Below are 14,386 nucleotides of genomic sequence, written 5' to 3'. Positions count from 1 at the left end.
ACAGAAAGATCTTTCCTTACCCGGCATCCGGCGGTCAGGGTGCATAAAGGGTAAAACAATAAAAAATCACCAAGGATCATTCGATGAAAACTTCTCCTACCCTACGCAAGCTTTTCACAGTATCTCTGATGAGCGCCTCGCTGCTGGCAGCCAGCGCGGTGGTCAATCTGACTCAGGCCGCGCTGAACCTGCGCGTTTACTCTTCGCTTCCCGCGGATCAAACTTCCGCGCACTACGTCTGGTTTAAGCGTTTCCAGGAAAATCTGGAAAAGAACGAAAAAACGAAGGGTCAGATCAAACTGAACTACTTCGCCAACGGGATGCTGGGGAAAGAGGCCGACGCCACCCAGCAGGTGCGCATTGGCGCGATCAATATGATGATCTCCGGCACCTCAATCTGGGCCACGCTGGTGCCGCAAATCGGCGTGCTCGATCTCGGCTATCTGTTTGACAATTATCAGCAGGTGGGCAAAGCGCTGGACGGTAAAACCGGCGAAACCCTCTCCGGGCTGATGGAATCAAAAGCCAACATCAGGGTGCTTGGCTACGGCTACAGTCTGGGCTCACGCAATATCTACACCAAAAAGCCCATTGAAAAACCAGAAGATCTTAAAAACCTGAAAATACGGGTATTACCGGTGCCGAACTTCATCGCCACCATCAACCATATGGGTGCCGTTGCCATCCCAATGCCGGGCGGTGAGGTCTATTCTGCGCTGCAGATGGGCGTTATCGATGGCGTGGAGCATGATGCGGCCACCGTCTACTCCAGCAAATATTACGAGATAGTCAAAAACGCGACGCTGACGCGGCATATCTACAACCCGATCATGATCGCCATGAATAAGAGCAGCTTCGAGCGGATCCCCGAAGCGCTGCGCCCGGACGTGCTGGCGGCAGCCAAAGAGGCTACCGACTACGAGCGCCAGCAGGCGCACGCGATGGAGGAGCAGGCCATCAAGGATCTGCAGGCGCACGGCGTGACCTTCCGCGAAACCGACAGGGACTACTTCCGCCAGCAGACCCATCCGGTGTGGGACGCCTTCCTGAAGCAGTATCCGGACATGAAGCCGCTGGTGGAGGAGATTACCGCCTCTGACAGCACGGCAGAGAAAGCGCAATAAGCCATTCAGGCGCGCCGCTGACCCGGCGCGCCGCGTATTGAGATGAGGTGTACTATGGCTGAAACATCGATGGCGAGACGCAATGACGATCTTCCGGTTGCCTTTCTGAGCCGCCTGAGCCACGGATTGACCACGCTGACCTCCTGGGCCGGCGCGCTGGTGCTGTTCATTAACGTGCTGGTGGTCTTTATGTCGGTTATCTGGCGCTACGCGCTGCATTCGCCGATCCACTGGGCCGAAGAGGTTGCCCGCGCGCTGATGATCGCGCTGGTATTTTTCGGCGTTGCCACCTGCACCGGGCGCGGCGGCCACATTGGCGTCGATCTGTTCCTGCGCTTTCTTCCCGACAGCGTTCGCCCCTACGTGGTGCACGCCAGCCGCTGGGTGCTGTTTCTGGTGTCGGTTGGGCTGGTGGTCTCCAGCTACGATCTGGTGCAGGCCGCCCGGGTGCAAACTACCGAAACCGGCCTGCCGCAGATTATCTACGTGATCCCGGTACTGATCGGCTCGGTGGTGATGATGATCGCCGCTCTCGAGCACGCCCTGCGCGCCAGCTGGCGAACGATCCTGATAAGCGCGGTCGGCATTGCCGGGCTGGCGCTGCTGGGCTACCTGAAACTTTCGCTGATGGACGATCCGTCCAGCGCGGCGGCGGGCCTGATGCTGGCCTGCTTCGTCATCGGCATTCTGGCGGGCGTGCCTATCGCCTTTACGCTGGGGATGTCGGCGATGGTGTTCTTCATCTGCGATCCGTCCCTGCCGTTCGTCTTCTTTTCCCAGCAGGTGGCGGCGGGGGTTGACCACTTCGTGCTGCTGGCGATCCCGTTCTTTTTACTGGCGGGCGCGGCGATGGAGATCAACGGCATGTCCACCCGGCTGGTGGAACTTATCGTGCGCGGCATGGGGCGCTTTCGCGGCGGCCTGAACATGACCACCGTGCTGTCGATGGCCTTCTTCTCCGGCATTTCCGGCTCCAAGCTGGCGGACGTGGCCGCCGTGGGCGGCGTGCTGATGCCCGCCGTACGCCGCGCCAAACAGGATAGCGAAGAGGCCGCCGGGGTGTTTGCCGCTTCTGCGGTAATGGCCGAAACCATTCCGCCCTGCGTTAACCTGATCGTGATGGGCTTCGTGGCCAATATCTCCATCGGCGCGCTGTTTATTGCCGGTCTGGTGCCCGCCATCTGCCTGCTGATCCTGCTACTGATTGCCGCCAACCGCTTCGGCGGGCGGATTAACATCAGCGAAGCCTATCCGGTGATGCGTCCCAAGCTGCAGCTCTATCTGGGCGCGGCGGTGGGGCTGGTGATGATCTTTATGATTGGCCGCGGCGTGATGATGGGGATTGCTACCTCCACCGAGATCTCCGCGTTCGCGGTGGTCTACGCCATCGTCGTCGGGCGCCTGGCGTTTGGCGAGCTGACCCTGAAAGCCACGGTGCGGATGTTCATTAACGTGGCGTCGCTGTCCGGCGTGCTGCTGTTCATCGTCGCCTGCGCCACCAGCCTCTCCTACGCCCTGACCATCCAGATGATCCCGCAGCAGATTGCCGAACTGCTGGTGGGGATCGGCCAGCAGCACGGCGCATGGCTGTTTATGCTGCTGACTATCGTCATTCTCTGCGTGTTTGGCGCGGTGCTGGAAGGCGCGCCGGCGCTGATCATTTTCGCCCCGATTCTGGTGCCGATCGCCACTCAGCTGGGCTTCAACCCGCTGCACTTCGGCATCGTGATGATTCTGGCGATGGGCTTCGGGCTGTTCTCGCCGCCGATTGGGCTGGGTCTGTATACCACCTGCACCATCTGCGGCGTTGAGATGAAGCATGTGATCCGCCCGATGGCGAAATATCTGGCGGTGGTGTTTGTCGGCATCATTATCGTGGCGCTGGTGCCTTTCCTGACCACCTGGCTGCCGGGGCTGGCGGGCTACTAGCGATTGCGGCGGGAGCGAGGCGCTCCCGCTGTTTTTGCAGCCGGGCGCGCCTTCTGTTTAGCGGCGCGCGCCCGCAGCGGGTATATTAACGGACAAATGAGTGAAGTTTACGACGGATAACTGCTGCCCTGACCCCGCTGGCCGGGCCCCGTCAAGATAAGGAACAGTATGGCTAATATTCGTGATGTTGCGCAGCACGCCGGCGTGTCGGTGAGCACCGTGTCCAACGTGCTGAACGGGCGCACCGATCAGATGCGCAAAGAGACGCTCAAGCGCATCGAAGACGCAATGGCCGCGCTGGGATACTCACCTAACCGCGCCGCCCAGCAGCTGAAAACAGGCCAGGCGCGGATGATCGGCCTGCTGGTGCCCTCCATCGTCAACCCGAGCTTTGCGGCGCTGGCGCGCGAGGTAGATTTAGCCGCCGGCAGCCGCCAGTTCCGGGTGCTGCTGGGCAACACCTACCGCAAAGAGAGCGAAGAGAGCGCCTTTATCGAGGATATGTTCGCCCACGGCGTGCGCGGCATCATCGTTGCCGCCAGCGACATGGAGAAACCGCATTTTCGCCAGGCGGCCCGCAAGGGCATGATCATGATTAATTACGACAGCAGAATGTCTGCCGACAGCGGCGGCGCGCTTCCCCGCTTTGACACAATTTCCATGGATAACGAGGCCGCCGGGCGGATGGCGGTGCAGCACCTGCTGGATCGCGGCTGCCGCAGCCCGGTCTTCGTTACCGAAGCCACCCCCACCGTTGGCCGCGGCTGTAAAGTTGGCGGCTTTCTCGCCGCGCTGCGCGAAGCGGGCATCGATGTGGAAGGCAGAATTATTGAAGGCAAAGCCCGCTCCGCCTACGGCGACACAGAGATGAGCGAGCTGGGCCAGGCGCTGGCCGCGCAGGTTATCGAGAGCGGCGTGCGCCCGGACAGCATTGTCGCCATCAACGACGCGCTGGCTATCGGCCTGATGGGCGGCCTGCGCCGGGCGGGCGTTGCTATCCCGCGGGATATGTCACTGGTGGGCATCGACAATATCCTGCTGGCCGGCCTGGTCACCCCGGGTTTGACCTCGGTGATGCCGCCGCTGCGCGAGATGGCAGAGCTGATGATCGACCGGCTTATCACGCGCATCGACGATCCCCGGTGCCCGCCGCAGGAGCAGCTGTTTGCACCGCAGCTTATCGTGCGCGAGTCGGTGCGTGTTCCGGAGGGCGAGAACGGCGCCAATATTTAGACACGCCAGCCGCGTCGATAACGGCTGGATATTCACGACGGCACTTTTTGCAAGTAACCAGCAAGCCGCGGCTTATTTCCGCGGCACCAGGGAGTTAACTCATGATCAAGACCGATATTATCCATCCGCCGCTGCTGCAGGCACTGGCCCAGTGCGGGCATAAATCCAATATTCTGATTGCCGACGCCAATTACGCCTGCATTAATAATGCCGCGGAAAATGCGACGCGTATTTACCTTAACTTCGCGCCGGGCACCGTAAGCAGCGTGCTGATTCTGGAAAAGCTGCTGCAGTATATTAATGTCGAGCGCGCGGTGTGCATGGCGTGGCCGGACGACTTTAACAATACCATCGCCGCAGAATACCAGGCGCTGCTGCCGGCCGGCATGGATATCGAGCAAAGAGAGCGGGCGGATTTTTACGCGCTGGCGAAGTCCCCGGACACCCATCTGGTGATTGCCTCTGGCGAAACGCGCCGCTTTGCCAATCTGCTGCTGACGGTGGCACCGGTTATCGTATAGCCCCAGAAAAAAAGCACCCGCCGCCGGCGGGTGCTTTATTATTCCGGCACGCCCTCTCCGGGCGCGCCGCGGGAATTAACGGTACTTCTTGTGATAGGCGTTGCGGGTTTTTGCCAGATCCTCAGCAGCCGCCTGCGCTTCTTTCACTTTCCCCTCATCTGCCAGCTTGATGGCGCCGTCAATCTGGCCAACCAGAATGTCGAAACCGTGGCGGAAGTCGGTCATTTCCGGACCGTTAGCGGCTTTGTCTTCCAGCTTCGGCGGCGTTTGCTTTTGCGCGTCCAGCGCCGCTGCGCGCATCTTGCCGAGCGCCTCTTTCATCTGCGCCGCATCGGTGGTTTTTTGCACCACTTTCAGGTTAGCGGCCAGGGTGTCCATATCATCGGCCAGATCTGCCAGCGCGGGCGCAGCGGCCAGCACCAGCGCTGATGCGGTCAGCATCGCCAGGAGTTTTTTATGCATTGCTCACTTCCTTCTTATTATGGATAACAAAAGGGCGCCGCGAGGGCGCCCTGCAGGATAAACCTGTTATTGGCCGGCGATTTTCATCTCCGGCAGCAGTACGGAGCCGCACTGAATATTGCTGCGGGTTTCAATATCGTCCGCCACGGTGGCGATATTGCGCCACATCTCTTTCAGGTTACCGGCGATGGTAATTTCGCTCACCGGATACTGAATTTCACCGTTTTCAACCCAGAAGCCGGACGCGCCGCGGGAATAGTCGCCGGTCACGCCGCTGACGCCCTGCCCCATCAGCTCGGTCACCAGCAGGCCGGTGCCCATCTCTTTGAGCAGCTGGGCAAAGCTCAGTCCCTGGCCGGCAATCAGCCAGTTGTGGATGCCGCCCGCGTGCCCGGTGCTTTTCAGCCCCAGCTTGCGCGCGGAGTAGTTGGTCAGCAGCCACTGGGTCAGCACGCCGTCTTTAATAATATCGCGGCGGGTAGTGGCAACGCCTTCGCTGTCAAACGGCGTAGAGGCCAGCCCCTTGAGTTTGTGCGGATGTTCTTCAATGGTCAGCCACTCGGGCAGGATCTGCTTGCCGAGGGAGTCCAGCAGGAAGGTGGACTTGCGGTATACCGAACCGCCGGCAATCGCGCCCACCAGGTGACCAAACAGCCCGGTGGCCACTTCGTTGGCGAAAATCACCGGCGCTTTCATGGTGGAGAGCTTGCGCGGCGACAGGCGCGACAGGGTGCGCTCGGCGCATTCCGCACCTACCGCTTCCGGGCTCTGCAAATCCCCCAGCGCGCGGCCGATGGTGTAGGCGTAATCGCGCTCCATATCGCCGTTCTCTTCGGCAATCACGCTGCTGGAGAGCGAGTGGCGGGTCGAGCAGTAGCTTTGCAGCATGCCGTGGCTGTTGCCGAAGACCCGAATGCCGTAATGGCTGTTAAAGCTGCCGCCTTCGGTGTTGGTAATACGCTTGTCGGCTTTCAGCGCGGCCTGCTCGGCGCGGGCCGCCATATCGATAGCTTCATCGGGAGAGACTTCCGCCGGATGAAACAGGTCAAGATCCGGCGCATCGAACGCCAGCAGATCTTTTTCCGCCACGCCCGCGTAAGGATCCGGCGAGGTGTAGCGGGCGATGTCCAGCGCCGCCTGCACGGTGCGGGCAATGGCGTCGGGGCTGAGATCGGTTGATGAGGCGCTGCCTTTGCGATTCTGGTGGTACACCGTAATGCCTAGCGCGCCGTCACTGTTGAATTCCACATTTTCCACTTCGCCATAGCGGGTGCTCACGCCAATGCCGGTGGTCTTGCTGACCGAAACTTCCGCGCCATCAGATTTGCCGGACGCCAGTTCCAGCGCGGTGGAGACGGCCTTTTCCAGTGCTTTACGCTGTTCTGCAACCTGTGTGATTACTTTCATCGCTAATGCCATAATGTAGAAAGGAGTTTGACTTGAGTCTAACAGATAACCGTTTTTCAGTGCTCGCCTTAACTGATAACATGTGTCTCTTTTTTAAGGAACCTGAAATGACAAAGCAGCCCGAAGACTGGCTCGACGACGTGCCCGGCGATGATGAAATCGACGATGAAGATGATGAAATCATCTGGGTCAGCAAAAGCGAAATTAAGCGCGATGCGGAAGAATTAAAACAGCTCGGCGCCGAACTGGTGGACCTGGGTAAAAACGCGCTGGATAAAATTCCGCTGGACGACGACCTGCGCAGCGCCATTGAACTTGCGCAGCGTATTAAGAAAGAGGGCCGCCGCCGCCAGCTGCAGCTGATCGGCAAACTGCTGCGCCAGCGCGACGTGGATCCCATTCGCCAGGCGCTGGACAAGCTGAAAAACCGCCACAACCAGCAGGTTGCCCTGTTCCACAAGCTGGAGCAGCTGCGCGATCGCCTGATTGACGAAGGTGACGACGCCGTGGCCGAGGTGCTGAAACTGTGGCCGAATGCCGACCGCCAGCAGCTGCGATCGCTGATCCGCAACGCCAAAAAAGAGAAAGACGGGAATAAGCCGCCGAAGTCGGCGCGTCAGATCTTCCAGTACCTGCGCGAACTTTCCGAAAGCGCAGAGTAATCCGTCCGCCCGGGGATTACGCCCCGGGTGCCTTTTGGTTTGCCTGTCTTCGCATCATTAAAAAAAAATCTCGCCAGCTGAATCGTTAAAGCTAAAAACACTGCACTTCACAACATCTAAGCAACACGCGCTCCTTTTTGCATAGAAAAACAACAACCGTCACCTTCACACCCCACCAGATTGCGCATTTTCTCACCCGGTGAGCCACCTCACGTTTTATCCGTCCGTTAGCCACTAGATTTTGTTGCACACAACACAACCGATTCAGCTAAAGGGACTCACCATGAAAAAAACGTTCGTTTTATCCGCGCTTGCGGTACTGATTTCCGCGCCTGTAATGGCAAAAACCTGGGTGCTGACTGACGCTGAAAGCGGCACGGATAAAGGAAACTGGCAGATTAGCAGCCAGGAGCTGAAGGCCTCCGGCGACGCGTTCAGCATTGAGCAAAAAGTCCTTCACGGCGGCAGGCAGGAAGGCAGCAAAGTCATCACGATCCGCAGCAAAAGCGGCCTTACTATCGCCCTTAGCCCCACGCGCGGCATGAACCTGCTGAAAGTGGAAGGTTTCGGCTCGCGGATGGGCTGGGATTCGCCGGTCAAAGAAGTGGTCAACCCGGCGTTCATCAATCTGGAAAGCCGCAACGGCCTCGGCTGGCTGGAAGGATTCAATGAAATGATGGTGCGCTGCGGCTACGAGTGGACCGGCCACCCGGTACGGGCCGACGGGCAGCTGTACACCCTGCACGGCAAAGCGGGAAATACGCCGGTATCGCGGGTTGAAGTCGAAGTGGCCGACGCCGCGCCTTACGAAATTCGGGTGCGCGGGCTGATCAAAGAGAGCACCTTTAAAAAGGCCGATTTGCAGACCCTGACCGAGCTGCGCTACGTGCCGGGCAGCAACAGCTTCAGCCTGCACGACGTGCTGACCAACCACGCGGACTACCCGCACGACTACCAGATTATCTACCACAGCAACTTCGGCACGCCGATTCTGGAAGACGGCGCGCGCTTCCTGGCACCGATGGCCGGCGTCAGCCCGTTTAACGATTACGCCAAAGGCGGGCTGAAAGCGTGGCAAACCTATGCCGGCCCGACCAAAGATTTCGACGAGATGGTGTTCAATATCCAGCCTCTCTCCGACAGCAATCACCAGACGCTGGCGGCGGTGGTCAACAAGGCGGGGGATAAAGGCGCGTCTATCGCCTTTAACACCGAACAGTTGCCGGTACTGACGATGTGGAAGAACACCGATACCCTCAAGCAGGGCTACGTCACCGGCATCGAACCGGGCACCAGCTACGCCTATCCGGTCACCATCGAGCGCCAGCAGAAGCGCGTGAAGCAGCTGCAACCGGGCGCCAGCACCCAGTTCGATCTGACCTATACCCTGCTGCACGACCACGCCCAGGTGGCCGAGGTGGAAAAGAAAATTGCCGCAATTCAGGGCGATAAAAAGATCGACGTCAGCGATACGCCAATTGCCAAAGAGTAATGCTGCACCGGCATGGGAGCGCCGGGCATAAAAAAACCGGCAGCCGCTAACGAGGCTGCCGGCTGTCGTTTGCAGCAGGCTATTACGCTGCCGTCACATCCTTCATCACCTGCTGGCACAGGTCATCGTTAAAGCGCTGATAGGCCCGCGCGTCCAGCGGCGCAGGGTAGCTGAGCACGATCAGATCGTGGCCCGCCACTCCTTCGTGATAGGCCGGATGCACGTGCGGCCAGGAATTAGCAACGAATCCCATCGATTCATAAAAACGCAGCCGCTTGCGGGCAATCTCGGTAGTCAGCGGATCGATTTCGAGGATGGTCACCGGCGCGCGGGTCAGGATCTGCCCCAGCAGGCGCTTGCCGTAGCCCTGCGAGCGCAGGCTGCTGTCCACCGCCAGATGCTCCACATAAAGGTAGTCGCCAAATACCCAGCAGCCGCTCAGCCCCACGAACTGCTCCCCGTCGAACCAGGCCTCCAGCGCGTAGTGCGGATTGGCGATAGCTGCGAGCTTGGCCGCCATCTGGCGCTGCTCGTGGTGGGGAAAGGCCGAAGCGTAAAGCGCATCCAGATGCTGAAACAGCGCCGACTCCACAGAGGTTATTTTTGTATGGGTTAACATAATGTCCTGCTCGTTAACGCTGGCCCGCGCCGCGGGCCAGTCTCTCAGTCAATCAAATGGGCAATATCATCGCGTTTAACGGAAGGCGTGTCTTTACGCAGGCCGCGGGTCAGCACCAGCAGCCAGGCAAAGCCAATCGCCAGCCAGATCAGCCCGACCTTCAGCGCGTCCGGCGCCAGGTTAGTCCACAGCCACACCGACATGCCCACGCCCATCAACGGCAGCAGGCCGTAGCGAAACAGGGCCGCCGCCCCGCGCTGTTTCTCGTTAATCAGAAAATGTTTGATGACGCTCAGGTTGACGAAGGTGAACGCCACCAGCGCGCCGAAGCTTATCATCGACACCACCAGATCCAGGCTCAGCTCCAGCGCCGCCAGCGAAATCAGCGCCACAAAAATAATCGCCCGGTTCGGAGTACGAAAGCGCGGATGCAGATGGTAGAAGATTTTTTTCGGCAGCACGCCCTCGCGGCCCATGGCGTAGAAAATACGCGACACGCCGGTCTGCGCAGTCATCGCCGAGGCGTACACGCCGGTGAGATAGGCAGCCATAAAGAAGTTATACATCCACTTGCCGCCCGCTTTTTCGGACACCACCAGGCTGGCGGTGTCCTGCACCGGGATCAGCGATTTCCAGTCGGGATAGATCAGGTGCGCGGCGTAGGAGACGGCGATAAAGATAACCCCCGCCAGCAACACGGTGATGATAATCGCCCGCGGCAGGGTGCGCTTCGCGTCGTCAGCCTCTTCTGCCATGGTCGCAATGGCGTCAAAGCCGAGAAAGGCCAGGCACAGCACCGCCGCGCCGGCCAGCAGCCCGCTAAAGTGGCCGCTGTTGACCAGCAGCGGGCGCATCAGCGCCTCGGGGCTGAGATCGGCGTGGCTGAACGACAGAGTGATAAACAGGACGATGAACACCAGCTGGGCGGCGATCAGGGTAAAGTTCACCGAAGTCAGCAGCCTGACGCCGATAATATTCAGGAAGCTAACGGAAATAATGGAGGCCAGCACAAATGCCGCAGCCGGGATCGCCGGAAATGCCTCGTGCAGAAAAATGCCCAGCACCAGATAGTTAAGGATCGGTAAAAACAGATAATCCAGAATCTGCGCCCAGCCCACCAGGAATCCCATTTTACCGCCGAAGCTGCGCTGCACGTACGAAAAGGCGGAGCCCGCCAGCGGCAGCGCGCGGGTCATTCGACAATAGCTCAGGGCGGTAAACAGAATCGTCACCACGGTGACGAGGTAGGCGACGGGCAGATGCCCTTCGCTGAGTACGGTAACCTGACCGTAGGTGGTAAACACCCCGAGCGGCACCATATAGGCGAGGCCAAACGCAACAAGCGCTGGTGTTTTAAGCACTCTTCGTAACTGAAGTGTTTGTGGCATTCCCGTATCATCTCCTGGCGCAGCGTGCGGCGCCGTTGTAAGCGAAAAAAAGAGGACGCACTTTTGCACAGGGGGCGTGATTTGAAAAGCAAAACGGAGGTCCTGTTCAGGCCTATACCCAAAATAATTCGAGTTGCTTGAAGGCGGCAAGTGAGTGAATCCCCGGGAGCTTACTGGAGTAAGTGACCGGGGTGAGCGAACGCAGCCAACGCGCAAGCAGCTTGAAGTATGACGGGTATCACTCCCTGTTGCGCTGCCGTCCATCCTGAAACGGTTAACGGCCCGGCCATACCTCGCGCCGGAGCCGCCTTCCCATAATTACATTACGCGCTCTGCCAGACGGTTTTACCGCCAACTACGGTGCGCAGAACCCGCGTCTGGTACAGCGTTTCCGGCGGGCGGGTGAAAATATCCTGCTCCAGCACGATAACATCCGCCAGCTTGCCCGCCTCCAGCGAGCCCACTTCACTGTCGCGGGCAATCATAAACGCCGCGTCGATAGTGGCCGAGCGCAGCACTTCAATCAGCGTCAGGTCGCGATCGTTATCCAGCCGAGGCCCGGCGGGCTGGCCGTCGGCATCCCACGCCCGGCGGGTCATCGCCACCTGCAGGTTGTACCATTCATCAAGCCGGTCAATGGGCCAGTCGCTGCCGTAGGCCACCCGCGCGCCGGCGTCCAGAAAACGCCCCTGGGGCTCCAGGTGCGGGAAGCGCGCTTCCCCGAGCATCTCCCGCTCCTCGCTTATCAGCACGCCGGGCAGCCCCGCCCACTGGTAGGAGAGCACCGCCGAGGCGTCGAGTTCGGCAAAGCGAGCGTACTGGTGCGCCGCCGCCAGCTCGTTATGCGCCAGCCCCGGGCGGAGGTCTTTATCCGGCCACGCCTTGCGCATCTTCTCCAGCGCGTCGAGAGTCATCTCAATGGCGCCGTCGCCCACGGTGTGCATGTGCGGATGAACACCCGCGCGGCCGCACTGGTCGATCAGGGATTCAAAAACGTCTTTGGTGAAGTACAGATCGCCGCACTCATCGGTGTCCTGCCAGTCCGGGCTGGCGTGAGTGCCGCGATTCTTGCGGTACGGCTGCAGCAGCGAGGCGGTCATAGTCGGCGGCTGGAGTACGCCGTCGACGAAGAACTTCACGTGGGTCAGGCCAAAGCCCGGCGCGGGCTGCCACTGCGCGTCGTTCCAGCGCTGGTTAAAGGCGACGATCTCGTCCATCGCCCGGGCCGCGTCCTGCGGGCCGTCTACGCTGTCGGGAGTAATTTCCCGCGCGCCGCACATGCGCAGCGTCAGCTCCCCGCGATCGCGCAGGGCGGCGAAGGCGATCAGCTGCTCGTCGTACACCCGGGTGTCCATCACGGTGGTAACGCCCTGCTGGTTAAGCACCTTCTGGACGTGGCGGGCGATCAGCTCGCACTGCTCCGGCGTACCGGTAGGGATGCTGTCAAAAGCGCGCATCGCGGGAGCGTCTTCCAGGATGCCGTTCAGGCGCCCGCGGGCGTCGCGGCCGATTTTACCGTCTGCCGGCACCGGCGTCTGCTCGTCGATACCCAGCATCTCCAGCGCCCGGCTGTTGGCCGCCAGCGTATGGCAATCGTTGGAGAACAGCACCACCGGGCGGCGGGTATTGAGAGTATCCAGCAGCGCGCGGCTCATGTCCGCTCCGGCGGGCACCATGCCCTGGCGCTGCCAGGCGCTCACCGACAGCCAGTCGTCGGGATCCTGCAGCGGATCGTCGTCCAGATGCTGCTGGATAATCGCCAGCGTCTGCTCAACGGTAAGCGCCGCGTAGTTAAGGTTGCAGCCGCGCAGCTGCTTGCCGCCCCAAAACGGGTGCATGTGGCTATCAATAAGGCCGGGGAGCATAACTTTCCCCTCCAGATCAATCACCTCCGTGTGTTCTCCTGCCAGCTTGAGCAGCGCGTCGCTGCTGCCGACGGCGGCGATATAACCCTGCGCAATGGCGATCGCCTCGCAAAAGCTGTCGCGCGCGTCCGCCGTGTAGATTTTACCCCCGTGATAAATCACGTCGGGATTTAAGGAGTCAGTCATCATGAATGTTGTTCCGGGGATCGTAGTGAATTCAAAAGGAATATAAAAAAGGCCAGCGCTAACTCCGCTGGCCTCGTCCCGACTGCAGGGATTACGCCTGCGCTTTGGCAGCAAGCTTATCGAGCAGCTTCTGGTGAATGCCGCCGAAGCCGCCGTTACTCATCACCAGAATATGGTCGCCCGGTTGCGCTTTTTTGACAATCATCTCCACCAGCGCGTCCACGTCGGCGCTCCAGTGGGCCGGCTGCACGCAGGCTTCCGCCACTTCGGCCACCTGCCACGGAATGTGCTGCGGCTGAAGCAGGAACACTTCATCGGCGCGGCCCAGCGCCGGGGCAAGGTCGTCCTTGCTGACGCCCATTTTCATGGTGTTAGAGCGCGGCTCCAGTACCGCCAGAATACGCGCGGTGCCGCCCACTTTTCCGCGCAGCGCCTGCAGCGTCGCCAGGATCGCGGTCGGGTGGTGGGCAAAGTCGTCATAAACAGTCACGCCGTTGGCTTCGCCGCGCAGCTCGAGGCGGCGGCGGGCGTTCACAAACGAGCCCAGCGCATCGGCAGCGTCGGCGGGCGTTACGCCCACGTGGCGCGCGGCGGCAATCGCCATCAGGCCGTTATGCATGTTGTGCTCGCCCACCAGGCCCCACTTGACCTGGCCGACTTTCGCACCGTCGAGCCACACTTCCCACTCGGCAGCGTCGGTGGTGATTTTCTTCGCCTGCCAGTGGCCCTGCTCGCCCACCAGCTCCTGCTCGCTCCAGCAGCCCATCGCCAGGGTGTGCTTGAGGTTAATATCATTTTCCGGCCAGATAATGCGGCCCTGTCCCGGGACGATGCGCACCAGGTGGTGGAACTGTTTCTGAATCGCTTTCAGATCGTCAAAAATATCCGCGTGATCGAACTCGAGATTATTGAGGATCAGGGTACGCGGGCAGTAGTGTACGAATTTGGAGCGCTTGTCGAAGAAGGCGCAGTCGTACTCGTCGGCTTCGATAACGAAGAACGGGCTGTCGCCGAGACGGGCGGAAACCTCGAAATTCCCCGGCACGCCGCCGATCACGAAGCCGGGTTTGTAACCGCACGCTTCAAGGATCCAGGTCGCCATGCCGGCGGTGGTGGTTTTACCGTGGGTTCCGGCTACCGCCACAACCCAGCGGTCGCGCAGCACGAAATCGTGCAGCCACTGCGGGCCGGACATGTACGGAATATTTTTCTCCAGCACCGCCTCAACGCACGGATTGCCGCGGGTCATGGCGTTGCCGATAATCACCAGATCGGGCTGAGGCTCAAGCTGGCTGGCGTCGTAGCCCTCAATCAGCGAGATGCCCTGCTCCTCGAGCAGCGTGCTCATCGGCGGATAGACGTTGGCGTCCGATCCGGTCACGTCGTGCCCAAGCGAACGGGCAAGCATCGCCAGACCGCCCATAAAGGTGCCACAGATTCCCAAAATATGAATGCGCATTCTTCACCGTTCCTCTTTCATCAGCGGCACATTTTACTC

At 60.2% G+C, this 14,386-nt stretch carries 12 protein-coding genes; 6 read left to right on the top strand and 6 right to left on the bottom strand.

What is annotated here, in order from left to right; all coding sequences use genetic code 11:
- Nucleotides 1–83 precede the first annotated feature (83 nt).
- The 4 genes from QZ766_RS18655 (at nt 84) to QZ766_RS18640 (ending at nt 4,807) form a co-directional block, all read left to right on the top strand.
- The gene (locus QZ766_RS18655) at nt 84–1,124 is read left to right on the top strand and encodes a TRAP transporter substrate-binding protein (protein WP_297205787.1); all 1,041 of its coding nucleotides are present in this window, start codon (nt 84–86) and stop codon (nt 1,122–1,124) included.
- A gap of 54 nt (nt 1,125–1,178) precedes the next feature.
- On the top strand, nt 1,179–3,053 hold the full coding sequence (locus QZ766_RS18650; RefSeq protein WP_297205785.1) for a TRAP transporter large permease subunit: 1,875 nt from the start codon (nt 1,179–1,181) through the stop codon (nt 3,051–3,053).
- 168 nt (nt 3,054–3,221) lie between these two features.
- Complete coding sequence (locus QZ766_RS18645; protein ID WP_297205783.1) at nt 3,222–4,286, top strand: LacI family DNA-binding transcriptional regulator; 1,065 nt, start codon at nt 3,222–3,224, stop codon at nt 4,284–4,286.
- A 101-nt stretch (nt 4,287–4,387) separates the two neighbouring features.
- The gene (locus tag QZ766_RS18640; protein ID WP_297205780.1) at nt 4,388–4,807 is read left to right on the top strand and encodes an RbsD/FucU family protein; all 420 of its coding nucleotides are present in this window, start codon (nt 4,388–4,390) and stop codon (nt 4,805–4,807) included.
- A 75-nt stretch (nt 4,808–4,882) separates the two neighbouring features.
- Here QZ766_RS18640 and cybC read toward each other — a convergent pair whose 3' ends face one another.
- On the bottom strand, nt 4,883–5,269 hold the full coding sequence (gene cybC, locus QZ766_RS18635) for a cytochrome b562 (RefSeq protein WP_297205777.1): 387 nt from the start codon (nt 5,267–5,269) through the stop codon (nt 4,883–4,885).
- A 66-nt stretch (nt 5,270–5,335) separates the two neighbouring features.
- Nucleotides 5,336–6,688, bottom strand: coding sequence for a metalloprotease PmbA (gene pmbA / locus QZ766_RS18630; protein WP_297205774.1), 1,353 nt, complete (start codon nt 6,686–6,688; stop codon nt 5,336–5,338).
- A 95-nt stretch (nt 6,689–6,783) separates the two neighbouring features.
- Here pmbA and yjgA point away from each other — a divergent pair, with 95 nt between their 5' ends.
- Together yjgA and QZ766_RS18620 are read left to right on the top strand one after the other, a co-directional pair.
- On the top strand, nt 6,784–7,338 hold the full coding sequence (gene yjgA / locus QZ766_RS18625; protein ID WP_297205771.1) for a ribosome biogenesis factor YjgA: 555 nt from the start codon (nt 6,784–6,786) through the stop codon (nt 7,336–7,338).
- A 283-nt stretch (nt 7,339–7,621) separates the two neighbouring features.
- Nucleotides 7,622–8,830: an aldose 1-epimerase family protein gene (locus tag QZ766_RS18620; RefSeq protein ID WP_297205768.1), complete on the top strand. Its 1,209-nt coding sequence runs from the start codon at nt 7,622–7,624 to the stop codon at nt 8,828–8,830.
- Nucleotides 8,831–8,912: 82 nt separating this feature from the next.
- On the opposite strand, the gene QZ766_RS18615 is transcribed toward QZ766_RS18620, so the two are convergent.
- The 4 genes from QZ766_RS18615 to mpl form a co-directional block, all read right to left on the bottom strand.
- The gene (locus QZ766_RS18615; RefSeq protein ID WP_297205766.1) at nt 8,913–9,449 is read right to left on the bottom strand and encodes a GNAT family N-acetyltransferase; all 537 of its coding nucleotides are present in this window, start codon (nt 9,447–9,449) and stop codon (nt 8,913–8,915) included.
- A gap of 44 nt (nt 9,450–9,493) precedes the next feature.
- Nucleotides 9,494–10,837 (bottom strand): APC family permease, encoded by a 1,344-nt coding sequence (locus QZ766_RS18610; protein WP_297205763.1) that lies wholly within the window; start codon nt 10,835–10,837, stop codon nt 9,494–9,496.
- 323 nt (nt 10,838–11,160) lie between these two features.
- Complete coding sequence (locus QZ766_RS18605) at nt 11,161–12,891, bottom strand: amidohydrolase (RefSeq protein ID WP_297205760.1); 1,731 nt, start codon at nt 12,889–12,891, stop codon at nt 11,161–11,163.
- Nucleotides 12,892–12,979: 88 nt separating this feature from the next.
- The gene (mpl, locus tag QZ766_RS18600; RefSeq protein ID WP_297205757.1) at nt 12,980–14,347 is read right to left on the bottom strand and encodes a UDP-N-acetylmuramate:L-alanyl-gamma-D-glutamyl-meso-diaminopimelate ligase; all 1,368 of its coding nucleotides are present in this window, start codon (nt 14,345–14,347) and stop codon (nt 12,980–12,982) included.
- Between the last annotated feature and the right edge of the window lie 39 nt (nt 14,348–14,386).

It is taken from the genome of uncultured Pluralibacter sp., from assembly GCF_913775985.1.
Classification (GTDB): Bacteria; Pseudomonadota; Gammaproteobacteria; order Enterobacterales; family Enterobacteriaceae; genus Pluralibacter.
Note: the sequence above shows the minus strand (reverse complement) of the source record. Positions and strands in the feature narration are given on the sequence as shown.

What these genes read in the sequence shown, in the direction of transcription:
- QZ766_RS18655 (WP_297205787.1), top strand. Translation starts at nt 84, where the DNA reads ATGAAAACTTCTCCTACCCTACGCAAGCTTTTCACAGTATCTCTGATG.
- QZ766_RS18650 (WP_297205785.1), top strand. Translation starts at nt 1,179, where the DNA reads ATGGCTGAAACATCGATGGCGAGACGCAATGACGATCTTCCGGTTGCC.
- QZ766_RS18645 (WP_297205783.1), top strand. Translation starts at nt 3,222, where the DNA reads ATGGCTAATATTCGTGATGTTGCGCAGCACGCCGGCGTGTCGGTGAGC.
- QZ766_RS18640 (WP_297205780.1), top strand. Translation starts at nt 4,388, where the DNA reads ATGATCAAGACCGATATTATCCATCCGCCGCTGCTGCAGGCACTGGCC.
- cybC (WP_297205777.1), bottom strand. Translation starts at nt 5,269, where the DNA reads ATGCATAAAAAACTCCTGGCGATGCTGACCGCATCAGCGCTGGTGCTG.
- pmbA (WP_297205774.1), bottom strand. Translation starts at nt 6,688, where the DNA reads ATGGCATTAGCGATGAAAGTAATCACACAGGTTGCAGAACAGCGTAAA.
- yjgA (WP_297205771.1), top strand. Translation starts at nt 6,784, where the DNA reads ATGACAAAGCAGCCCGAAGACTGGCTCGACGACGTGCCCGGCGATGAT.
- QZ766_RS18620 (WP_297205768.1), top strand. Translation starts at nt 7,622, where the DNA reads ATGAAAAAAACGTTCGTTTTATCCGCGCTTGCGGTACTGATTTCCGCG.
- QZ766_RS18615 (WP_297205766.1), bottom strand. Translation starts at nt 9,449, where the DNA reads ATGTTAACCCATACAAAAATAACCTCTGTGGAGTCGGCGCTGTTTCAG.
- QZ766_RS18610 (WP_297205763.1), bottom strand. Translation starts at nt 10,837, where the DNA reads ATGCCACAAACACTTCAGTTACGAAGAGTGCTTAAAACACCAGCGCTT.
- QZ766_RS18605 (WP_297205760.1), bottom strand. Translation starts at nt 12,891, where the DNA reads ATGATGACTGACTCCTTAAATCCCGACGTGATTTATCACGGGGGTAAA.
- mpl (WP_297205757.1), bottom strand. Translation starts at nt 14,347, where the DNA reads ATGCGCATTCATATTTTGGGAATCTGTGGCACCTTTATGGGCGGTCTG.